The sequence below is a fragment of the Pseudomonas sivasensis genome (assembly GCF_021391435.1).
Lineage (GTDB): Bacteria > Pseudomonadota > Gammaproteobacteria > Pseudomonadales > Pseudomonadaceae > Aquipseudomonas > Aquipseudomonas sivasensis.
In genome coordinates, this window is the sequence record NZ_CP090029.1 from 4,151,364 (window position 1) to 4,172,422 (window position 21,059).

A 21,059-nucleotide genomic window follows, 5' to 3' on the forward strand; every position below is an offset into this window, starting at 1 on the left:
CCCTCAGGCCGCCTCGCTCCGCGCAGCCGTGTGCCGATTCACCGGCACCGGCAGCCCAAGATGCCCACGCAAGGTGCTGTGGCTGTACTCACTGCGAAACAACCCACGCTCACGCAACAACGGCAGCACTTGGTCGGTAAACCGCGCGAAGTCATCCGGTGCGCCCACGTGGATGTTGAAACCATCCACCGCACCTTCGACAAACCAGCGTTCGATCTCGTCGGCCACGGTCTTGGGCGAGCCAACAAAGCTGGAGAACGGCTTGGCAAAACGCAGCGCCGCCTGGCGCAGGGTCAGTCCTTGGTCACGGGCGACTTGCTTGATGTTTTCGGCATGGCCGCGATAGCCGTTGCTGCCCAGGTCGCCCAGCTCCGGGAAGGGTTCATCCAATGGGTATTGGCTGAAGTCGTGGTAGTTGAACGGCCGCCCCAGTTGCACCAGCGCTTTGTCCAGGTCCAGCTCGCCATTGCGCTCGCGGTCGATGGCCTGGGCCTGTTCGTCGGTGTCGGCAATGATCGGCGAAATGCCCGGCAGGATGGTCACGTGATCAGGGTTACGTCCGGCGGCAGCAGTCCGTTTTTTGATGTCGCTGTAATACGCCTGGGCGTCTTCAAAATTGCCCACGCCGGCAAAAATGCCTTCGGCGTAATTCGCCGCCAGGCTGCGGCCTGACTCGGAAATACCCGCCTGGAAAATCACCGGCTGGCCCTGGGCTGAACGCGCGATGTTCAACGGGCCGGTCACTGAGAAAAACTCGCCCTGGTGGTCGAGGCGATGCTGGCGTTGCGGGTCGAGGAATACGCCGCTGGCCTTGTCGCGCACGAAGGCGTCGTCTTCATAGGAATCCCACAGCCCCTGCACCACGCTCAGGTGCTCGGCCGCGCGGCGGTAGCGCTCGGTGTGATCAATATGCTGCTCACGGCCAAAGTTGCCAGCCGCGCCTTCCAGGCCGGTGGTAACTACGTTCCAACCGGCGCGGCCGCAGCTGATCAGGTCCAGCGAGGCAAACTGGCGGGCGACGTTGAAGGGTTCGGTGTAGGACGTGGTCAGCGTGGCCACCAGGCCGATCTTCGACGTCGCACCGGCGATGGCCGAAAGCAGGGTCAGTGGCTCCAGACGGTTGAGGAAATGCGGCGCGGAATCCGGGGTGATGTAGGGGCTGTCGACGATGAAGACCAGATCGAATTTGGCCGCTTCTGCCTGTTGCGCCTGGGCACGGTACCAGTCGATATCGACACTGGCATCGCCGGGGATTTGCGGGTGCAGCCATTCGTTTTGCGCAGTGCCGACACCGGTGAGGATGGCACCGAATTTGAGTTGCCGGGGTGAGGTGGACATAGGGATTTCTCCATAACGAACATGAGGACTGACTGGCAAAAAAAAGATCACACTGTGGGAGGGGGCTTGCCCCCGATGGCTGCGGGTCAGTCAAAGAGGCATCAACTAACACGCCCTCATCAAGGGCCAAGCCCCCTTCCACACTGTTAACCGCGTGAATCAGGCTGTGCGGGCAGCGATGGCTTCGACTTCAACCAACGCTCCGGGCAATGGCAGCGCGACGACTTGCAACGCCGTCCGTGCCGGTTTGTTCGGCTGCTCCGGCGTACCGAAGAACTGCGTATACCCACGTTGCAACCCGGCAAAATCCAGCTTGCCGTCGGTCTCTTCAGCCCCCACCAAAAACACCCGCAATTGCACGATATCGCCCAGATCCAGGTCCTGCTGCTGAAGAACCTTGCGCAGTTTGTTGAATACCGAAACCGTCTGTACTTCGGTGTTTCCATAGACCCCCGGCACCTGAGGATCGGCAGCGTCCGGCAAGGTCCCGCTGACAAAGATCAGGCTGGCGGACGCCGGCACGGTGACGGTCTGCGAGATCGGAAAATCGCCGACGCTGGTACGTTGAATGCTGTCGCTCATGGTGTGTCTCCTTAAGAGGCGGCGAGTGCCGCGACCTGTCGTTGTTGGGTTACCCGTTCGGCCAGTTGCGCGATCACATGCCGCGCCGAGTTGGCCGCCGATTCCTGCCAGATGCCCACGCCGCTTTGCACCAGACCATCGCCGGCGAAGTACACACGGCCATGGCCGGCTTCGAGCAGGCTGCTTGCGTCAGCCGGGAAGTGTTCGCGTTGCAACCACGGGCCCTCGCTGTAGGGGATCTGTTCCCAGGTCACGGCCAGCGGGTTACGCAGGTGTTTGGAGAAACCGGGGTGCAGCAATTCAACCGCTTCTCTGGACGTGGCGTATTGCTCGGTGAAGGGTTTTGCGCCAAACGCATCGGCGCCCTCGCCGGTTACATAGCCGGCTACGAGCAGGCCTTCGCGGGTATTGAGGTCGTTGCTCGGGTACCACAACAGGCGCGCAGGATGTTCGATCCACGACAGCCCGCCATAGGTGCGGTAGTCGGTTTCCCAGAAGCGCGGGGATTGCCACGCCACTTTGGTCGCCTGGTCGCTGCGGGTGCTGAGCAGCGCGGCTTTGATCGGGTCACTGAAGTCGGTATCGAGTTTGGCCAGCAACGGCAGCGGCAACGTCGAGATCAGGTAATCGGCACGCACCACCTGTTCGCGGCCACTGTGCTGGTCGTGATAGGTCACCGCCACGCCGTCCTCCAATTGGCGGATCTGACGCACCACGGCCCCCAACTGCACGTGATCACTCACCCGTTGATAGAACGCGTCGGTGATGCGGTCCATGCCGCCGACTGGTTGGAACATGGTCGCCGAAAACTCCGGAAACTCGGTGTGCAGCAATGCGCCCCACAGTTCCGGGTGCAGCAGTTGATCCAGCGTCAACGGGCTGCGACTGGCCGGCAACGCGCCCGGATGGGCAGGAGACTCAAGGTGCCCCGAGCGAATCGTGCCCTCAAAGGCCAGCGCTTGGGACAGATCGCCGTACACCTGCAAAAACGCCAGCAACCGCGTGCGTTCCTCAGTACTCAACACATCATCAAGGGCATCACGCTGCACGGCTTTGGCCAGCAGGCCGGACAAGTGCCCCCGCGCATCATTGATCGCCTGGCCAACGCTGAACGCCGGCTTTTGCACATCGGGCCTTACCTGGGCGCCATGGCTGCTGTTGACCAGCACTTCCAACGGCACGCCAAGCTCACTGCAATAGTCGAGGATCGTGCGGTGCTGGCTGGGAATCCGGGCCGGGCCGGCGTTGAAGTAATGCCCTTGATCGAATGCCGCCGTTTGCGTGCGGCCATCCTTGTAGTCCACGCGGTCGCCATGGCGCAGGGTCCAGGTGCGCCCCCCGACCCGCTCACGCGCCTCCAGCACTTGCACGTCAAACCCGGCGCGGGTCAGCTCCAAGGCGGTGACCAGACCGGCGATCCCGGCGCCCAACACCAGCACGCGGGTGCCTTGCCCCAAGCCTTCCTTGAGTTTCAACGGTTGCGGACGGCGATGCGACGACGGCCCCAAACCTAATGCCGCCAGTGCATCCTTGACGGCTTTTTCGCCGCCTACCGCCGCTATGCTCGACAACGCTTCACGTCGTGTCAGTCCCATGTCGATTGCTCCTTAATCCGGCAGGCCCGGTGGGTTGATCAGCGACTTGTCGACGCGCTCCACATCCAGGCCCCAGCGTTGCAGCACCTGTTCGTATTGGCCGCCGGCAATCGCGCCTTCCAGGGCGGTGTGGATAGGCTTGACCAGGCCGTTGTCCTTGCGCGTGGTCACAGCGATGTCGGCCTGCAACGGCCAGCCACCGTTCACCGTGCCGACGCGCTTGATGCCCCCGGTGATCGCCGCCGAATAGGCGTACACCGAGTTAGGCCCGAACAGCGCATCGCTGCGCCCGGACTGCACCGCCAATTGCGCGGCGGCCTGGTCGTCGAAGTACTGCAACAGCGCGGGTTTGAGGCCGGCCTTTTCATTGGCTTCGTTCCAAGCCAGCAGGACTTTTTCCTGGTTGGTACCGGAGCCGACGATGATCTTCAGCCCAGCAATATCCGCAGCCTGTTTGATCTCAGAGATCTTGCTGGTGGTCTTGACGTAGAAGCCGAGCACGTCCTGGCGATAGGTGGCGAAGTCGAAACGCTTCTTGCGCGCCTCAGTCACGGTGACGTTGCTGATCACCGCGTCGTACTTGCCCGAGCTGACGCCCAGGGGCCAATCCTCCCAACTGGTCTGCACCACATTGAGTTGCAGGCCAAGGCTGTCGGCCACCAGTTGCGCGGTGTCGGCTTCGCTGCCGATGGTGGTTTTGTCGTCACTGGCCAGCAGCGCCAGGGGTGGTCCGGCCACGCCGGACACAGCCACGGTGAACTTGCCCGGCTGGGCGAACTTGAAGCCCGGCGGGATCTGCGCGATGGCCGCCTCGTTGCGCGGCACATGAACGCGCACGCGGTCGGGGCTGAGGTCGACCTGCTGCACAGCAAATGCGCTTTGTGCGGTGCTGACGGCAAGCGCCAATAGGCCGATACGAGCGGTAGAGATAAACATGGGCAGTCACTCCGTTAACTAAAGCACTTTGCCGAGAAAGGCCACGGTGCGGGGATGTCGCGGTTGGCGAAAAATCTGTTCAGGCGGGCCTTCTTCGATCAGTTGGCCGTCGCAGAGAAACACCACGTGGTCGGCCACTTCACGGGCAAAGCCGATCTCATGGGTGACGATGACCAAGGTCACGCCCAGTTGGGTCAGGCCCTTGATCACGTCGAGGACTTCCCCCACCAACTCGGGGTCGAGGGCCGATGTGGGCTCGTCGAACAGCAGCACCTTCGGGTCCAGCGCCAGGGCACGGGCGATGGCGACGCGCTGTTGCTGACCGCCGGAAAGCTGGCGTGGATAAGCATCGACCTTGTCCGCCAGGCCGACCTTGGCCAACAGCTCTGCGGCCTTGGACTGCGCCTCAGCCTTACTCCAGCGCTTGTGGGCCAAAGGCGCTTCGGCGACGTTTTCCCAAGCGGTGAGGTGCGGGAACAGGTTGAAGTTCTGGAACACGAAGCCCACGTCGATACGGCGCTTGAGAATCTCCCGCTCCTTGAGTTCATACAGCAGGTCACCTTTGCGCCGATAACCGACGTATTCACCGTCGATGGTGATGTGCCCGCTGTCGATTTTCTCCAGGTGGTTGATGGTGCGCAGCAAGGTGGACTTGCCCGAGCCGGACGGCCCGAGAATTACCGTGACCTTGCCGGGGTCGATGGTCAGGTCGATGTCCTTGAGCACCTGCTGGCTGCCAAAGCGCTTGCCCACGCCCTGGATCTGGATACGTCCTGCACGCGCTTCACTCATGGGATTTCTCCTTGAGCCAACCGCGTATGCGCTGCAACGGCGTGGGCGGCAGCACCCTTGCCGTTCCCCGTGCGAAATGACGCTCGACGTAATACTGGGCACTGGTCAGCACGGTGGTGATGATCAGGTACCACACGGTGGCGACGATCAGCAGCGGGATCACCGCCTGGGTGCGGTTGTAGATGACCTGCACGGTGTAGAACAGCTCCGGCAGGGCCAGCACGTAGACGATGGACGTGCCCTTGACCAGGCCGATGATCTCGTTGAAGCCCGACGGCAGGATCGAGCGCAATGCCTGGGGCAGGATGATCCGGAAGATGCGGCGTGATGCAGGCAAACCGAGCGCCGCTGCCGCTTCATGCTGACCGGCGTCCACACCGATCAGGCCGCCGCGAATGATCTCCGCCGCGTAGGCCGCCTGCATCAGGCTCAAACCGAGAACCGCCGTGGTGAACTGGCTGAGCACGTCCACCGTCGACCACTCGGCAAACACCACGCTGGTGAACGGCACACCGAGCACAATGTGGTCATACAGGTAGGCAAAGTTGTACAGGATGATCAGCACCAGCAACGCCGGCATCGAACGGAAAAACCAGATATAGCCCCAGGCCAGGGCCGCCAAAAGCGGCGAGCCGGACAGTCGCGCCAGGGCCAGCGCCGTGCCGAGGATCACGCTGAACACCGTGCTCAACAGCGTCAGCAACAACGTTTGCCCGAGCCCGCGCAGCACCGACGGCGAGAAGAACCACTGGCCGAACACACCCCACTCCCACCGCGGGTTGGTGGCGAGGGAATGGGCGATCGCGAGCAGCACCAGAGCGGCGAAGATCGACCCGGCCCAACGCCACGGGTGCCGGGCAGGCACCACTTGCAGGGCTTTGATCGGTGGGGAGACACGGACCTGGCGAACCTCGCGGGGCTGGTCAATCAGGTCATAGGGTTTGGCAACAATAGGCATGGTTTATTCCTCGGCCTTAGAAGGCATAGGTCAAGCGGGTGTAGTAGTACCCGCCGGTGAATCCGTAGGGCGAATAGGTGCCGTAGCTGCTGACCATGGTGCTGCTGGGCACGCCTTGTTTCTTGGGGTAGACGTCGAACAGGTTTTTGGCGCCGATGGCCACGTTGAGGTCTTTGGTGAGGTTGTAGCCAAGGTCGAGATCGGTGATCCATTTGGCCGCGTAGACTCGGTCGAGGCTGCGGTCGGCGGACACATTGACCTCCTTGTAGGAGCCGTAGCGGGTCAGGGCCAGGTTGAGGTTGAAGCGATCAATGCTCCAATCACCGCCCAGGATCAGCTTGGTGCTGGGCTGTACGCCGGTGATCAGGTTGCGTGCCTGGCGGTCCATCAGGTCGTAGGACGTGCCGAGGATCGTGGTGGATTCCTTGTAGTTGAGGATTTTGGTCTGGTTCCAGTTGAACGCTGCGGTCCACTTCAGCGCGCCGTACTGGCCCAGGTCCTGGCTGTAGTTGCCGACCAGGTCGAGGCCTTTGGTGCGGGTGTCGGCCCCGTTGATAAAGTACTGGCCGCCGGAGGTGGAAGTGATGCCGTTGCCTTGCAGCACCTGGGTGATTTCCGGGCCCAGCAAGGTGCCGGTCAAGGTGATGCGGTCGCGCAGGTTGATCACGTAGGCGTCGGCGGTGAAGCTCAGGCGGTCGGTGGGCGTGAGGGTGAAGCCGAGACTGAAGTTGGTCGAGCGCTCGGGTTTCAAATCCTGGGCGCCCAGGGCTTGGGCAGCCGCCGAACCGGTGGGCAGCACCCCGTAGTTGATCGACTGATACACCCCGTCCACCACGCCATAGGTGGTGGAACGCGCACTGAACAGGCTGTTGGCCAGGGACGGCGCGCGGAAGCCATTGCTCACCGTGGCGCGCACGGCGAACTGTGGGGTGAAATCGTAGCGAGTGGTCAACTTACCGCTGCGGGTGGCGCCCACGCCCTGGTTGTAATGCTCGTAGCGAAACGCGGTGCCCACGTACCAGTCCGGCACCGGGTTGAAGCCCACATCGACATAACTGGCCAGGCTGTTGCGCGAGGCGTTGCTTTCTTCATCCGGCGAAATGCCGTTGGTGACCTGCGCCCCGCTTGATGCGCAATTGCCTGGGGCTACGCAGTAACCGCCGTTGGCATAAGACTCGTAATCACCGGCCTGCACCTCATAGGTATCGCGCCGATGCTCGAAGCCGTAACTCAGGTCGAGCGGCTTTTGCAGGCCGATATCGAAGCCGCGCTTGAAGTCGAGGTTGGTGGTCAGCTCGGTGCTGATCCAAGTGCCGGAGGTGAAGCTGTTCGGCGTGGCCTCGCCCAAAGACGGGTTCTGGTTATGGGTGGTGGCCTGCTCCGCTTCGTTGCGCCCGTAGGTGGTGGACAAATCCCAGTCCCACTCGCCGACGGTGCCCTTGCCGCCAAACGCAGCCTGGAAGTCGTCCTCATCGATGTACCAAGTCGGCGTGTAGCCACCGGGGTAACCGTTAGGCCCGGTGGTGATGGTGTTGGTGATGGTCGGCAGGCGGAAATTCTGCCCCTGCTCGGCCTTGCGCCGTGAATAGGTGGTGAAGGAATACAGGCTGAAATCGTCGTCGATAGGCAACTCGGCGTTGTAGCCCAGGGTCAGCAGGTTGGTCTTCGGCGTGCCGTAGCCGCCATAAGTGGAACGGCCGGCTTGCTCATAGGCCTGTGCGTAGGTGTAGCCGTTGGCGCTGGCCTTGTTGTCATCGTTTTGGCTGCGGGCATCCAGTGCCAGTTGCACGATGCCGCCGTTGCCGATCTCAAAGCCTTTGTTGAGGCTTTGTTGCACGGTCTGTTTTTTGCCGTCATAGCCAAGGCCGGCATTGGTCACCGAAGTGCCGCTGGTGTCGGCCTTGAGGATCACGTTGATGACCCCGGCGATGGCATCGGAGCCGTACTGGGCTGCGGCGCCGTCACGCAACACTTCCACATGGTCGATGGCGCTGATGGGGATCAGGTCCAGGTCTGCCGGGGCGGCGCCGGTGTTGATGCCGTTGATGTTCAGCGTCGCGGCGGTGTGGCGGCGCTTGCCATTGACCAGCACCAGCACTTCGGCGGCGCTCATGCCCCGCAGGTTCGGCGCGCGGGCAATGCCGCTGGCGTCCCAACCGGTTTTTTCCGGCAGGGTCAGCGATGGGATCACCGCACTCAACGCCTCCATCAAACCCGGCTTGCCGGTGCTTTGCAGTTGCTTGGCGCTGACCACATCGATCGGCACCGGACTGCTGGTGACCGTGCGCTGCTCGGCACCACGGTTGCCGGTGACCACCACGGTGGACAAGGTGCTGTCGTCCTGGGCATGGGCGGTGTTGGCCAGAATTGCCAGTGCCAGGATGGCGGTGGGTTTTGACGTTTGCTTCATAGGCGTGCCTGTATTTCCAAATCGCGAAGTCGGGCAGTCACGCGGCGATGCGCGGTGCTCGGTTTTATGGGGCTATTGCGGCGATTTGGGGTTAGGGCGACTGCGGGGATTGAATTGGCAACATACGTTGAACTCACTTCCAACGATTCTGCTGCGGGGGATGATCACCCGGTTATGGCGCGCAGAATCTTGATTACGCTGGGTACCATCCGAGGTCAGGGGTAGGCTGTTGCGATCAAACATAACGGAATGGGTTTTGAAAATATAATGCTGTTTTGATATAAGCTAATATTCTCTAATTTCATTATTTATTAATTACTTTATTCATAATAATGATGTTTTTTTGGGTGCGGGGTTTAGGTGGATTGGGGGATATCCGTTGTTGGAGTAACGGCGGGTATTGGTTTCGCCCTTACGGCGGGTCACTTTGGAAAAGAGCCGGAATGCCGGCCCATCCCAAAGTAACCAAGGACTCTTGCCCCAACACTCGGCACCTCGCCTAGGCTCGGTGTGCGGCCAGCGTGTTTGACGGGGCGCCTAAGATAAAGATCAAAAGCAGATCAAAAGCAGATCAAAAGCAGAACAGCAGGCTAGGACCTATCTGTCTGATCTACGGAGATCAAACTGTGGGAGGGGGCTTGCTCCCGATGGCGGTGTGTCAGCCAACAGAGCTGTAACTGAACCACTGCAATCGGGAGCAAGTCGAATCGTCGCACCGCCCCTCCCACATTTGGAATGCGGTCGGCTCTAAGGCCGCCGCGGCCTTGCTTTTGATCTGGAATCGCCCCGTCAACCACGATGGCCGGAATTCGATGTTGATTTGGGGGCTAAACCGGCAGGGATGCCGGTTTAGCCGCCCTGCGCCATGGATGGCGCGTGGCGGCGGCCCCCCAAATCAATGTCGGATTACGGGCACACCGAGCCTAGGTATCTGTCTGATCTACGGAGATCAAACTGTGGGAGGGGGCTTGCTCCCGATGGCGGTGTGTCAGCCAACAGAGCTGTAACTGAACCACTGCAATCGGGAGCAAGTCGAATCGTCGCACCGCCCCTCCCACATTTGGAATGCGTTCGGCTTAAGAACCCGGTCGGCTCTAAGGCCGCCGCGACCTTGCTTTTGATCTGGAATCGCCCCGTCAACCACGCTGGCCGGAATTCGATGTTGATTTGGGGGGCCGCCGCCAAATCAATGTCGGATTACGGGCACACCGAGCCTAGGTATCTGTCTGGTCTACGGAGATCAAACTGTGGGAGGGGGCTTGCTCCCGATGGCGGTGTGTCAGCCAACAGAGCTGTAACTGAACCACTGCAATCGGGAGCAAGTCGAATCGTCGCACCGCCCCTCCCACATTTGGAATGCGTTCGGCTTAAGAACCCGGTCGGCTCTAAGGCCGCCGCGACCTTGCTTTTGATCTGGAATCGCCCCGTCAACCACGCTGGCCGGAATTCGATGTTGATTTGGGGGGCCGCCGCCAAATCAATGTCGGATTACGGGCACACCGAGCCTAGGTATCTGTCTGATCTACGGAGATCAAACTGTGGGAGGGGGCTTGCTCCCGATGGCGGTGTGTCAGCCAACAGAGCTGTAACTGAACCACTGCAATCGGGAGCAAGCCCCCTCCCACATTTGGAATGCGGTCGGCTCTAAGGCCGCCGCGGCCTTGCTTTTGATCTGGAGTCGCCCCGTCAACCACGCTGGCCGGCATTCCGGCCTTTACAAAAGTGACCCGCTGTAAGAGCGGAACCATAAGCCGCCATTACCTGAATAACGGGTATGTACACCGACAAACCGCAGATCCGAAGCAAGCCCCACATCAAACCACATACATACCCAGACCTACCGAGCCGGCCGCAACAACTGCATCTGCTGCCGATAATCATCCGTCACCTGCCGCGCCTGACTACTGCTGGTAATCACCCTAGGCGTAATCAACACAATCAACTCCGTCCGATCCTTGGACTTGCTTGTATTCCCAAACAACCACCGCAACCCCGGGATCTTTCCAAGGTAAGGCACCGCACTCACCGACTCGGCGTTGTCCTGCTTGATCAACCCGCCCAGCAACACCGTCTGCCCACTCTGCACCGCCACTTGGGTGGACACCGACCGCGTGGAAATACGCGGATTAGTCGGCGTGTCGCTGTTACTCGACGCCTGATCCTGCGCATCACTGACCTGCTGCTGAATATCCATGTACACCAATCCACCCGGATTGATCCGCGGCACCACGTCGAGTATCACCCCGGTCTGCACATATTCAACACTGCTCAAGGTGGTATCCGAGGTACCCGTGTTAACCGTGGTCTGGCTGATGGGAATGTTGTCCCCCACCTGAATCTGCGCTGGCTGGTTATTCATCACCACCAGCGACGGCGCCGACAGCACCTGGGTGCGACCGTTGGTTTCCAATGCATGCAGCGCCACTTGCAGGTTGGTGCTGACGAAGGAGTAGAACAACGAATCCGCGCCTAGCCCAGCACCGCCACCCCCCAACGCGCCTTGGCTGCCGGAGGCATTGGCCACAGTGGTGCTGGTGGAATTGCCCGCCAGGCGCCCCAGGTACCACTGCACGCCAAGGTCCAGTTCACCGGTGAGTTTGACTTCGAGAATGCGCGTCTCGATCTGCACTTGCAGCGGTGGATTGTCGAGACGTTTGATCGCCGATTCGATCTCTTTCCACTGCACCGGCCGGGTGCGGACCAGCAGTTGGTTACTGCTTTTTTGCGCGGTGATCCGGGTGCCGGCGTCGAGGCTTTTGGCCGGGGCGTCTTCGGTCGCGCCCTGCTCGGCGGTGTCCTGCTCGACTTCGGGCTCCTGCTCCTCATCCTCTGCGGCGGGTTGGTTGCCATTGAGGTTGTTGCTCAGGCCACCCGGCGTGCTGCCGGACGTGCTGTTGGTGCCCGGCGACGACAATGTTGCCGTGCGCAAACCGGGGGCGACTTTGGCCGGGGTGTCGTCCTTGATCGCGCCTGTGCCGTAGATCTGCCGCAGGTACTTGGCCAGGTCGGTGGCCTTCATGTTGCGCACGTCATACACATACATCTGCGGCTCGTTGCCGCCGCCTTCGTCGATGGTGTGGATCCAGTCGCCGACTTCACTGAGGTACTGCGGCTGCGACGAAATCGCCACCACCGAGTTGGTCCGCTCGATAGGCAGAAAGCGCACCATGCCCGCCAGGGGCATGCCGCTGTCGGGGCCGAACATCTTTTGCAGTTCGGGCATCAGTTCGGCCACCGAGGCGCGTTGCAGGCCGAACACGCCCACCGACATGCCCTTGAGCCAGTCCACGTCAAAGGTGTCGATGGTGTCCTGGTAATTGGCCAGTTCTTCGGGGGTGCCGGCCAGGCTCAGCACATTGCGCGCCGGGTCCACCAGCAGGAAGGCATTTTCGCGGGCGAACGGCTTGAGCAGTTTCTGCATTTCGGTGGCGGAGATATAGCGCAGCGGAAACAACCGCGCCGACAGGCCACTGGACGGTTGCGACACGCGCATTTCGGGGACCAGTTTTCCCGCCACCGCCTGATTCGCCGGCAGGATCACATAACGACTGCCCTGCTTGATCATCGCGTTGTCGGTCCAGGACAGCAGGGTTTCCAGAATCGACAACGCCTGCTGCTTGTTCACCGGTTTGGAGGTGGAGAAGCTGACGTTGCCCTTCACGCCCTGAGCGATGCTGTAGTTCTCGTGCAGCAGATCGCCCATCACGCTGTTGATCACCGCTTCAATCGGCTGGTCGGCAAAGTTGAACACGATGTCGCCGCCGCCCTCCTCCTTCGCAGACGGTGCCGCAACCGGTTGCCGCACAAACTGTTGGTTGCCGCGAATCAGTTGGCGCTGGGGCGGCGTTTTTGTCTGGGGCTGGCCGCTGTCGACCGGCGCCTGTTCGCTGGCCGGGTCCACGGGCGGACGTTGCGAGCCGGTGCCCTGCATTGCTTCGTGCAGCAGGGCCTCGTCCGGGTCGAGGTGGTCGGGGAATGTCCCGCAGCCACCGAGGGCGACGGCGGTGGCCAGGCAAAATGCGGTGGTGCGCAAGGCGCCAGGGAAGGTATCGATCAAGGGGTGGACTCGCGAGGAAGGGTAATCGGCGGTGTGCTGGACGGCGGCGGCAAACGCAGGGCCCGCAGGCTCAGGGTTTGGCTGCGGCCGTCGAGTACGAAACGGGCGTCGCGGGGGGTCAGGTGCTCCAGGCGCCAGCCATTGGGCAGGGTCTGGTCCTGGTGGACTTTCAACGGTGGGCCGTCGGCGCGCTTGAGCAGCGCCACGCGCAGGTCACCGTCGAGGACGATGCCGGTCAGCGTGAGGCTCGACAGGCTGGAGACAGTGCCTTGGCCCACCGCGCGGTCGGGGCTGCGGTCGGGGCTGAACAACGGTGCCTGCCAGGTGCCGGCCAGGCTGTCCAGGGTTGCGCTCGGGGCCACCAGCACCTTGGTGGCGGCATTGGCGCGTGTGTCGGGCGCGGGGGGCGGCAACCACTGGGGCGCATCGCCGATGCTGCTGAGGATGCCGGCCATCAGCAGCCCCAACAGCCCGGCCACGCCGATCAAGCCCCACTCCAGGGGACGCAAGGTGCTGATCATCGGCGCACCTGCGCGGCGGCAGCCGGTTGCAGGTAGCCACGCACCAACAGGTGCACCACCAATTTGCCGGCGCCGCCACTGGCGGGTGCGTCCGGGGCGCGGCGGATACTCATTTCATCGACAAACAAAAACGGTCGCTGGTACTCCAGTTCATGGAGGATCGCGGTTAAGGGCTCGATGGCGCAGTTGAGGGTCAGGCTGACTTTGACCTGGCGATAGGGCTCGGCATCGTCCTGCTCCGGGGTAATGGGCATGCGCTGGGTCAGGCTGCAGCCGCCACCGAGACCGGCGCGGCTATTGATCAGGTCGGCGATGCGCTGCATCAAATCGGCGGCCACCGCGCTGGGGTCATCGCCGGGCAACAGGCTGGTGCTGCTGGCCGGGTCCTGGCGCGCTTCTTCCAGTTGCTGGCGCAAGCTGTCGCCCTGGACCAGCACGCCGGCGTAGCGTTGCTGCTGTTCGCGCAGCTGCTCGGCCTGTTCGCCCAGGGTGCGCAACGGGCCGGCGAACCAGCTGTCGATCAACAGCCAATACGCGCCGCCGAGCACCAACGCGAGGACGATCAAGGCCGCGCCACGGCGTTCACGGGGTGTCAGTGGTCGGCGCATCGGCGGCCTCCTGGTGCAGGTGGGCGCGCAAGGAAAACTGATCCTTGCCGGTTTGCGCATCGGGTTGGATGACCCCTTCGAACTGAGCGTTTTCCAGGCTGCGGCAGTTCTTGATGCGGGTGATCAGGGCACTGGCCTTGGCGCTTTGCCCGGAGAAGGACACGTCGGCACCGTCGTTGACTTCCAACTGGTCGATCCAGGTGTCGGGCGGCAGGCAGGCGGTCAGTTCATTGAGCAATGCGGCCAAGGGCGGCTGCGCGGCCTTGCGGCGGATCAAGTACTGCGCGGCGCCCCGGGTGTTGAGCAGTTGCTGGCGCAGGGCCTGGACCTCGGCGACCTGGGCCTTTTGCGCACGCACGCTCTGTTGCATGGCGTCGAGCACGCGCTGGCGGTCGTTGAGCCACAGCACCATGGCGGCAATCAGCAAGGCGCCGCACAGCCACGGCAGACTGCGCTGCAAGCCCTTGCCCGCCGGGCGCTGGCGCGGACGCAACGGCGCCGGCAGCAGGTCGATGCCCATGGGCACGCCCGCGCGGTCGTATACGTCCACGGCGTGGGGTTGCAAGCCGAGTGCCGCGCAGTCATCGAGGATCTGGTCCAGACGCTCGCGCAGGATCGCCACCAGCGTCACCTGTAGATGGGCGGCCGTGCGGCGTTCCTGACGCGCGACAAAGTACAGCTGGGCGGCGTCGAACGGAGTGAAGCGGTCCAGTTCGTAACCGACGACCGTGGACAGGTTGCGTGCGGCGGCCACAGGCAATTGCAGGCTCTGCACCAACACGGCGTCCGGTGCCAGCAACAACACCTGGCGCGCCTCGCCGGTGAGCTTTACCACAGGCGCAGTGATCGGCCACGGGTAGACGTGCTCGGGAATGTCATGGGGCAACAACCACCCCGGCAGGCAGCCACGCAGCTCCTTGAGCCACAGGCGCCAGCCCTGTTGCAGCAGGCTGCCGTGCCAGCGCCGGGCGAGCGGCTGCGTCAGCAGGTGCAGACGCGCGGTTAAGTGTTCATTCATTCTTGCCAACGTAGTACTCGATAAGGTTGTGCGCTGCCTTGCGCGGGGCTCAATAACACCGTGGCTTGCAGCTCGGCGTGGTAACCGCCGGGGCGTTGGGCGCGGCTGCTGACCACCAGCACATCACCGGGGTCGGCACCCACCGCACTTTGGTGCGGCAGGTTCAAAGCGCGGCGCATCAACGGGCTCGCGAACGCCGGATCGGGCCGATCCAGGCCGCTCCACAGGCTGATTTCCGGCACCAGCGCGCTGTACAAGGCCTGGGTCATGCCCGGCAGTTGTCGCACTTCTTCCACCACCCGAAACGGTGCAAGGCCCTGGTTGCGGCGCACTTCCAAGTCCCTGGCCAACTGCTTGGCCTGGGCCTGTGTGGCGCCGCAGGCCAGGGCCAAGCGGGCAAAATCCCCCACTTCGGCGCTGTTGAGGTACAACTTGCCGCGCTCGCTGCGCAGGCTCACGTGCAGTTGGGCGTCGTCGAACACCAGCGGGATTTCACGCCCGTCGGCAATCCACTGTTTGCGCTGTAACGGGTCGGCCACGGCTTGCATCGCCAGCGCCACGCCCGCCTCCGCCGCCAGCACGGCCTGGGTGTGCTGGCGATGCCACGCGGCCTGGCGCGTTTCCAGCTGTACCCAACCGGCCAGCCCGCCCAGCAGCAAACTGAGCAAGGCCAGCACCCAGAGCACCAGCAGCAGGGCCACACCCCGTTGGTGCTTGATCATTCGGGCGCCCCGCCGGACAGGTTCAGGCGCAAAGCAACCACCTGGGTCACCCACGGCACCGGGCCGTCGACGCGGGCGGCAATCCGCACCGCGTAGGGCAGTCGTTTGGTCCACGGCCACTCACTGATCCAGCCGGTGGCCTGGCCCTTGGGCGACAAGCCGCGATAGCTGAATTGCAGGTCTTCGACGCTTTTGAGCAACACCTGTGGCTCGCTGCGTGACGCCGGCACGCTGACCTGCGCCAGAGACTCAAACCGCGCAAACGCCACCTGCAAATCACGCTGCGCCTCAGGGCCAGTCAGTTGCAGGGTGAAACGCTGAATGCCGCCACCGAGCACACCGGGCAAGGTCGCCACAAACTGCATGCGCTGCGGTCCGCCCGCGAAAAAACCATCGACCTGGCTGTCGTCCTCGGTCACATCCAGCGGTAACGCCTCGCTGATGGCGGTGCGCAAAAACTGCTGGGCAGCACGCATTTCATCCAGGCTGACCGTGTAGCGCTGGGCCTTGAGTACCGCGCGATTGGCACCGAGCAACGCGCCGCCGACCAGGGTCAGCAGCACCCCCAGCAGGCTGAGCACGATCATGATTTCGAGCAGGGTAAAGCCCTGCTGGCGCCGCTTCACAATCCAGCCCCGGCGGCGCGCAGTTTCAAGGTGCTGAAGCTGGCCTGGCGCGGGCCTTCGCTGACACTCAGGTCCAGGCGAAACAAATGTGCCTGGCCGATGCGGCTGGGCTGTTGGGCGATGCGCAGTTGCCAGGCGATGCCGTCCATTTCGCCCTGGCGCGTGCCGCTCGCCAGAGGCCCGGTACCCTCCTGATCCATTACGCTCAAGGCGGCATGGGTAAGGCGGTCGCTATGGGCTACCTGCAACAACGAGCGCGCGCTCTGGCCGAAGGCGACCAGCAGCACCGTGCTACAGATCGCCATCAGCGTCAGCGCGGCGAGCATTTCCAACAGGGTAAAACCGCGCTGGTCCTTCATGGCAGGGCCTTGGACTGGACGCTGCCGGTCAGCCAGCCAATGTCGATGCGCCAACGTCGGCTGCCGTTGACAAGCAGCACGTTGCCGCCGGTGGAGCTGCCATCAGGATAGAAATCCACCGCCGAGCCCGCTTGCTCGGCGGTGTGCAGCGTTACCTGTAGCTCGGCGGGCCAGTGTTTTTTCGGACGACCGGGCGCCTGAAAACTCAAGTCGCGCAAATCGAAGACGGTACTTTCAGTGGTGCCACCGACAATCGCCCGGGCCCGCGTGCTGCGCAGCGCCTCGACGATCTGCCCGACCGCCTGGCGCTCTTTCGCCGCACGCAGACCTTGTTGCAGGCCAAAACCGACCAACCCGGCCGCGATGCTGATCAAGACGATCACCACCAGCATCTCCAGCAGGGTAAAGCCGCGTTGGGCGTTGGGCATGGTCGTGGGTTATTCCCAGTTGCCCAGGTCGGCGCTGTAGCCTTCGCCGCCGGGTTGGCCGTCCTGGCCGTAGAAGATCAGGTCAAACGCACCGTGCTCGCCAGGAAAGCGATAGCCAAAGGCATGGCCAAACGGGTCTTTGAGGTCCGACGGCTTGGCGTACGGCCCGGCCCAACCGGCGCTGTTACCCGGTTTTTCGACCAGTTGCTGCAAGGTCTTGGGCGGTGAGCCGACATCCAGCCCGTAGCTTTCGATTTTCATCGAAAGGCTGGCCAGTTGCGCCTTGCCCGCGCCGTATTTGCCCTTGTCGACGTTACCGCCGACCTGGCGCACCACGATGGTCGCGACGATGCCCAGCAGTACGATCACGGCGAGCATTTCCAACAGGGTGAAACCGCTTTGGCGGCGTGCAGGTTTTGAGCGCATGGAGGTGGGTCCTTGAGGGTTCATATATTGCTGGTCAGGCTCATCAGCGGCAGCATGATCGCCAGCATGATCACCGCCACCAGCACCGCCATGACCACGGTCAGGGACGGCACCAGCGCAGCGAGCAAGCGGTCGATGCCGCGTTTGGCTTCAACGTCGAATACGTCGGCGACCTTGAGCAGCATGCTGTCCAGTTCGCCGGCCTGTTCGCCGACTTCAATCATTTGCAAGGCCAGGTCCGGCAGCAGCGGCTGCGAGCCAAAGGCACTCGCCAGGGTGCCGCCGCCCTTGACCGACTCGGCGGCCTGGGCGACTTGCGCTTGCAGGGCGCGGTTGGTGCAGACCTGCCGGGCGATGACCAGGGCTTGCAGCAGGGCCACGCCATTGCTCAGCAAGGTGCCCAGGGTGCGCGCCAGGCGGGCGGCTTCGACCCGTTGCAACAGTGGGCCGATGAGGCGAATGCCCAACACGCGGCGATCGTATTTTTCGCGGCGCCGGGGGTCGCGCAGGCGAGCGGCCAGGGTCCAGATCGTCACGATCAACCCGGCCAACACCGCCAGGCCGTAGGCACCCAGGAATTGGCCGAGATTCAGGATCACTTCAGTGATCAATGGGATCGGCACGCCCAAGTCTTTGAAGATCGGCACGAACTGCGGCACTACATAGGCCAGCAACAGCGCCAGTGAACCTAGTACGCCGACCACCAGAAACGCCGGATAGATCAACGCATTGATCACCTCGCCCCTCAACAGTTGGCTGCGCTCCAGATAGTCGCTGAGCTGGCGCAAGGTGTTTTCCAGGGCGCCGCCGGCCTCGCCGGCACGCACCATGCTCAGGTACAGCGGCGAGAACTGGCTGCCCTCCTCTTCCAAGGCTTTGGACAAAGGCTGACCGGCTTTGACGCGCTCACGAATGCGCTCGATCAACGCGCGGGTCTGGGGCTGGCCGGGCTGTTTGAGCAGGATGCCCAGGGAGCGTTCCAACGGCTGTCCGGCGCCCAAAAGCGTGGCCAGTTGCTGGGTAAAACTGACCAACGCCGCGCCGTTCAACTGGCCGCGCCCAAGGGCGTTGCGTAGCCCTTGAGCGCCGGCCACATCAATGTGCAATAACAACAAACCGCGCTTGTGCAGCGCGGCGACGGCGGCATCCTGGTCCTTGGCTTCTAGGGTGCCATTTTGCGGCGTGCCCTGGCTGTCGAGGGCGCGGTATTTAAACAGGCTCACGTGCCCTCCCCTCGGGTAACGCGCAGCACTTCTTCCAGGGATGTAACCCCGGCTACGGCCTGGCGCAGGCCTTCTTCATGCAAGGTGCGCAGGCCGCTGCGACGGGCAGCCTGTTCCAGGGTGGCGGCGTCGGCCTGACGCATCAGCAGGCTGCGCAGTTCATCGTTCATCACCAGCAATTCAGTGATTGCACTGCGGCCGTGGTAGCCGCCGCCGGGCGCGTCGGCGCGAGGGCGATAGAGCATGATCGGGCGCTGCTCGGTAAAACGATCCAGGCCATGTTCGGCGATCAATTCGGCCGGTGCTTCGAAGGCTTCTCGAGTGGCAGGATCGAGACGGCGCACCAGGCGTTGGGCGAGGATGCCGTTGACGGTCGAGGCGATCAGGTAGCTTTCGACGCCCATGTCCAGCAAGCGCGTGATACTCGCCGCCGCACTGTTGGTGTGCAGGGTCGACAGCACCAAATGGCCAGTCAACGAGGACTGGATGGCGATGCGGCAGGTTTCCAGGTCGCGGATCTCGCCGATCATGATCACGTCCGGGTCCTGACGCACGATGGAGCGCAGCGCGCCGGCAAAGTCGAGGCCGATGGCCGGTTTTACCTGGATCTGGTTGATGCCTTCGAGCTGGTACTCCACCGGATCTTCCACGGTGATGATCTTGCGCTCGGCGGTATTGAGCCGCGACAGCGCGGTGTACAGCGTGGTGGTCTTGCCCGAGCCAGTCGGACCGGTGACCAGCAGGATGCCGTGGGGGCGTTCGAGCACTTCGAGGAAGGTTTCCAGGCGCTGGCCATCGAAGCCCAGGCTCTGGAAATCGAACTGCACGGTCTGGCGGTCGAGCAAACGCATGACCACCGACTCGCCAAAACTGGTGGGCACGGTGGACACACGCAAGTCCAGTTCCTTGCCCTGGATGCGCAGCATGATGCGCCCGTCCTGGGGCAGGCGGCGTTCGGCGATGTCCAGGCGCGCCATGATCTTTACCCGCGAAATCACCGCCGCCGATGAACTGGACGGCGGCGCCTCCGCCTCGTGCAGCACGCCGTCGATGCGGTAGCGCACCTTGAGCTGATTTTCGAAGGGCTCGATATGGATGTCCGAGGCGCGATGTTCCACCGCGCGCTGCAGGATCAGGTTGACCAGGCGAATCACCGGCGCTTCGGAGGCCATGTCCTTGAGGTGTTCGATGTCTTCGAGCGCGCCGCCCTGTTCGTCGAGGTTTTCGATCAGGGTACCCATCGCCGAGCGGCCCTGGCCGTAATAGCGCTCGATCAGGGTATCGACTTCATTGCGCGGGCCCACCGCCAGCCACACCGGCACACCGCAGGCATAAGCCATGGCCTGGAACGGATAAACCAACGCCGGGTTGGCCGCCAGCACCCGCAACCCGCCCTGGCTCCAGCCCACGGGCACCACTTGGTGATGGCGCATAAAACGCTCGGTCAGGGCCGGCAAAGGGTCGAGCAACGGCGGCGCTGCGTCCGCCAGCAACAGCGGTGCGCCAAGCAGGTCTGCCCAGGCGCGGGCCAACTCCACTTCGGAGACCAGTCCCAGGCGGGTGAGCAGGCCGAGTAATTCGGTGTCGTCAGACTCCTGGGACAGGCGTCGGGCGCGCTCCAGGTCAACGGTTTTCAAGCCGGCGTGCTGCATCAGCCACGCGCAGACCTGTTCGGTGTGCGGGATGTGCATCTGGCAGGCGTTGATGGGCGTTGAGGGACTTGGCATGAGTAGCTATCTGAGGGGCGATGTTCTAAAGGGCTACTGGGAACCCCTGTGGGAGTGGGCTTTCCCCTCCCGCAGGGGGCCGCGTTTCGCCGTTAGTTCGAGGTCTTCGGCGCGGCCTGGCTGCCATTCAACGGTCGGCCACCCTTGGTGGTTTCTGCCTTCTGCTTCTTGGCAGCCTTGGCATCGTGGGACTGGGTCAACACGGTGGAATCGGCGGCGCCGGACTTGGCATCCGCGTCGGTGGCTTCAGCCGCAATGGCCGCGCCGCTCAATGCAACGCCCAGCACAAAACCGGCACCCAGCAGGGACTTTTTCATAAACATTCTCCAGATAAAAAACTGCGAAACGCTCACGTGGCGCCTTGAATCGGTTCAAGACCCTACAGCAAAGCGTTGTGTATGACAGCGTGTATAAAACATGGCCTTTTAGAACTACCGAGCAACGCCACTAGTTCGCCATGCCACCATCTATTTTCTTAAACCAATCGACTGGTAGGTTTAGTCTTAGTTCAAAATCGTAATGAAATATTTCTTATTTCACGCAAAAATTAGCTTTCGTTTGACTTATAACCGCAAGAATTGCCTTAATTATCACGTTTTCGCGGTTCAAAATGCCATCTCGTGATATCGCCAAGACATCATCCACAACAATAATTAACACAATTATTAAACTTACAGAATCTGCAAAACCCGCCAAGTAATTGCAATTAGCCATCGGTTAAACATTGCGATCA

Annotated in this window: 19 protein-coding genes; all 19 read right to left on the minus strand. The window is 62.5% G+C overall.

Going from position 1 to position 21,059, the window contains the following annotated elements; all coding sequences use genetic code 11:
* Positions 1-3 precede the first annotated feature (3 nt).
* Positions 4-1,338 (minus strand): LLM class flavin-dependent oxidoreductase, encoded by a 1,335-nt coding sequence (locus LRO94_RS18600; RefSeq protein ID WP_179178720.1) that lies wholly within the window; start codon positions 1,336-1,338, stop codon positions 4-6.
* A 159-nt stretch (positions 1,339-1,497) separates the two neighbouring features.
* The gene (locus tag LRO94_RS18605; RefSeq protein ID WP_032887256.1) at positions 1,498-1,920 is read right to left on the minus strand and encodes a RidA family protein; all 423 of its coding nucleotides are present in this window, start codon (positions 1,918-1,920) and stop codon (positions 1,498-1,500) included.
* An 11-nt stretch (positions 1,921-1,931) separates the two neighbouring features.
* Positions 1,932-3,515: a flavin monoamine oxidase family protein gene (locus LRO94_RS18610; protein WP_179178719.1), complete on the minus strand. Its 1,584-nt coding sequence runs from the start codon at positions 3,513-3,515 to the stop codon at positions 1,932-1,934.
* A gap of 12 nt (positions 3,516-3,527) precedes the next feature.
* Positions 3,528-4,451, minus strand: coding sequence for an ABC transporter substrate-binding protein (locus tag LRO94_RS18615; protein ID WP_032887252.1), 924 nt, complete (start codon positions 4,449-4,451; stop codon positions 3,528-3,530).
* Between the two features lie 18 nt (positions 4,452-4,469).
* Positions 4,470-5,243, minus strand: a complete 774-nt coding sequence (locus LRO94_RS18620; protein ID WP_032887251.1) for an amino acid ABC transporter ATP-binding protein — start codon at positions 5,241-5,243, stop codon at positions 4,470-4,472.
* Positions 5,236-6,201 (minus strand): amino acid ABC transporter permease, encoded by a 966-nt coding sequence (locus LRO94_RS18625; protein ID WP_032887249.1) that lies wholly within the window; start codon positions 6,199-6,201, stop codon positions 5,236-5,238. Before LRO94_RS18625 ends, LRO94_RS18620 begins: the two co-directional genes overlap by 8 nt.
* A 16-nt stretch (positions 6,202-6,217) precedes the next feature.
* On the minus strand, positions 6,218-8,611 hold the full coding sequence (locus LRO94_RS18630) for a TonB-dependent receptor plug domain-containing protein (RefSeq protein WP_179178718.1): 2,394 nt from the start codon (positions 8,609-8,611) through the stop codon (positions 6,218-6,220).
* A gap of 1,837 nt (positions 8,612-10,448) precedes the next feature.
* Complete coding sequence (gspD, locus tag LRO94_RS18635) at positions 10,449-12,668, minus strand: type II secretion system secretin GspD (protein ID WP_179178717.1); 2,220 nt, start codon at positions 12,666-12,668, stop codon at positions 10,449-10,451.
* Positions 12,665-13,189: a general secretion pathway protein GspN gene (locus tag LRO94_RS18640; protein WP_179178716.1), complete on the minus strand. Its 525-nt coding sequence runs from the start codon at positions 13,187-13,189 to the stop codon at positions 12,665-12,667. The genes gspD and LRO94_RS18640 overlap by 4 nt, the downstream gene beginning before the upstream one ends.
* Positions 13,186-13,797 (minus strand): type II secretion system protein GspM, encoded by a 612-nt coding sequence (gspM, locus tag LRO94_RS18645; protein ID WP_032887244.1) that lies wholly within the window; start codon positions 13,795-13,797, stop codon positions 13,186-13,188. The genes LRO94_RS18640 and gspM overlap by 4 nt, the downstream gene beginning before the upstream one ends.
* Positions 13,772-14,815, minus strand: a complete 1,044-nt coding sequence (locus LRO94_RS18650) for a PilN domain-containing protein (protein ID WP_032887243.1) — start codon at positions 14,813-14,815, stop codon at positions 13,772-13,774. Before LRO94_RS18650 ends, gspM begins: the two co-directional genes overlap by 26 nt.
* Complete coding sequence (locus LRO94_RS18655) at positions 14,812-15,537, minus strand: hypothetical protein (protein WP_032887242.1); 726 nt, start codon at positions 15,535-15,537, stop codon at positions 14,812-14,814. Before LRO94_RS18655 ends, LRO94_RS18650 begins: the two co-directional genes overlap by 4 nt.
* Positions 15,534-16,163, minus strand: coding sequence for a prepilin-type N-terminal cleavage/methylation domain-containing protein (locus LRO94_RS18660; protein ID WP_179178715.1), 630 nt, complete (start codon positions 16,161-16,163; stop codon positions 15,534-15,536). Before LRO94_RS18660 ends, LRO94_RS18655 begins: the two co-directional genes overlap by 4 nt.
* Complete coding sequence (locus LRO94_RS18665; protein WP_032887240.1) at positions 16,160-16,522, minus strand: prepilin-type N-terminal cleavage/methylation domain-containing protein; 363 nt, start codon at positions 16,520-16,522, stop codon at positions 16,160-16,162. Before LRO94_RS18665 ends, LRO94_RS18660 begins: the two co-directional genes overlap by 4 nt.
* Complete coding sequence (locus LRO94_RS18670) at positions 16,519-16,950, minus strand: prepilin-type N-terminal cleavage/methylation domain-containing protein (protein ID WP_032887238.1); 432 nt, start codon at positions 16,948-16,950, stop codon at positions 16,519-16,521. Before LRO94_RS18670 ends, LRO94_RS18665 begins: the two co-directional genes overlap by 4 nt.
* Before the next feature lie 9 nt (positions 16,951-16,959).
* On the minus strand, positions 16,960-17,376 hold the full coding sequence (gspG, locus tag LRO94_RS18675) for a type II secretion system major pseudopilin GspG (protein ID WP_095185610.1): 417 nt from the start codon (positions 17,374-17,376) through the stop codon (positions 16,960-16,962).
* 20 nt (positions 17,377-17,396) lie between these two features.
* Positions 17,397-18,599: a type II secretion system inner membrane protein GspF gene (gspF, locus tag LRO94_RS18680; protein WP_122680549.1), complete on the minus strand. Its 1,203-nt coding sequence runs from the start codon at positions 18,597-18,599 to the stop codon at positions 17,397-17,399.
* Entirely contained in the window at positions 18,596-20,326 is a 1,731-nt protein-coding gene (gspE, locus tag LRO94_RS18685; protein WP_233896868.1) for a type II secretion system ATPase GspE, read from the minus strand. The genes gspF and gspE overlap by 4 nt, the downstream gene beginning before the upstream one ends.
* Positions 20,327-20,418: 92 nt before the next feature.
* Positions 20,419-20,643, minus strand: coding sequence for a hypothetical protein (locus tag LRO94_RS18690; protein WP_032887233.1), 225 nt, complete (start codon positions 20,641-20,643; stop codon positions 20,419-20,421).
* Positions 20,644-21,059 lie beyond the last annotated feature (416 nt).

What these genes read in the sequence shown, in the direction of transcription:
- LRO94_RS18600 (WP_179178720.1), bottom strand. Translation starts at nt 1,338, where the DNA reads ATGTCCACCTCACCCCGGCAACTCAAATTCGGTGCCATCCTCACCGGT.
- LRO94_RS18605 (WP_032887256.1), bottom strand. Translation starts at nt 1,920, where the DNA reads ATGAGCGACAGCATTCAACGTACCAGCGTCGGCGATTTTCCGATCTCG.
- LRO94_RS18610 (WP_179178719.1), bottom strand. Translation starts at nt 3,515, where the DNA reads ATGGGACTGACACGACGTGAAGCGTTGTCGAGCATAGCGGCGGTAGGC.
- LRO94_RS18615 (WP_032887252.1), bottom strand. Translation starts at nt 4,451, where the DNA reads ATGTTTATCTCTACCGCTCGTATCGGCCTATTGGCGCTTGCCGTCAGC.
- LRO94_RS18620 (WP_032887251.1), bottom strand. Translation starts at nt 5,243, where the DNA reads ATGAGTGAAGCGCGTGCAGGACGTATCCAGATCCAGGGCGTGGGCAAG.
- LRO94_RS18625 (WP_032887249.1), bottom strand. Translation starts at nt 6,201, where the DNA reads ATGCCTATTGTTGCCAAACCCTATGACCTGATTGACCAGCCCCGCGAG.
- LRO94_RS18630 (WP_179178718.1), bottom strand. Translation starts at nt 8,611, where the DNA reads ATGAAGCAAACGTCAAAACCCACCGCCATCCTGGCACTGGCAATTCTG.
- LRO94_RS18640 (WP_179178716.1), bottom strand. Translation starts at nt 13,189, where the DNA reads ATGATCAGCACCTTGCGTCCCCTGGAGTGGGGCTTGATCGGCGTGGCC.
- gspM (WP_032887244.1), bottom strand. Translation starts at nt 13,797, where the DNA reads ATGCGCCGACCACTGACACCCCGTGAACGCCGTGGCGCGGCCTTGATC.
- LRO94_RS18650 (WP_032887243.1), bottom strand. Translation starts at nt 14,815, where the DNA reads ATGAATGAACACTTAACCGCGCGTCTGCACCTGCTGACGCAGCCGCTC.
- LRO94_RS18655 (WP_032887242.1), bottom strand. Translation starts at nt 15,537, where the DNA reads ATGATCAAGCACCAACGGGGTGTGGCCCTGCTGCTGGTGCTCTGGGTG.
- LRO94_RS18665 (WP_032887240.1), bottom strand. Translation starts at nt 16,522, where the DNA reads ATGAAGGACCAGCGCGGTTTTACCCTGTTGGAAATGCTCGCCGCGCTG.
- LRO94_RS18670 (WP_032887238.1), bottom strand. Translation starts at nt 16,950, where the DNA reads ATGCCCAACGCCCAACGCGGCTTTACCCTGCTGGAGATGCTGGTGGTG.
- gspG (WP_095185610.1), bottom strand. Translation starts at nt 17,376, where the DNA reads ATGCGCTCAAAACCTGCACGCCGCCAAAGCGGTTTCACCCTGTTGGAA.
- gspE (WP_233896868.1), bottom strand. Translation starts at nt 20,326, where the DNA reads ATGCCAAGTCCCTCAACGCCCATCAACGCCTGCCAGATGCACATCCCG.
- LRO94_RS18690 (WP_032887233.1), bottom strand. Translation starts at nt 20,643, where the DNA reads ATGAAAAAGTCCCTGCTGGGTGCCGGTTTTGTGCTGGGCGTTGCATTG.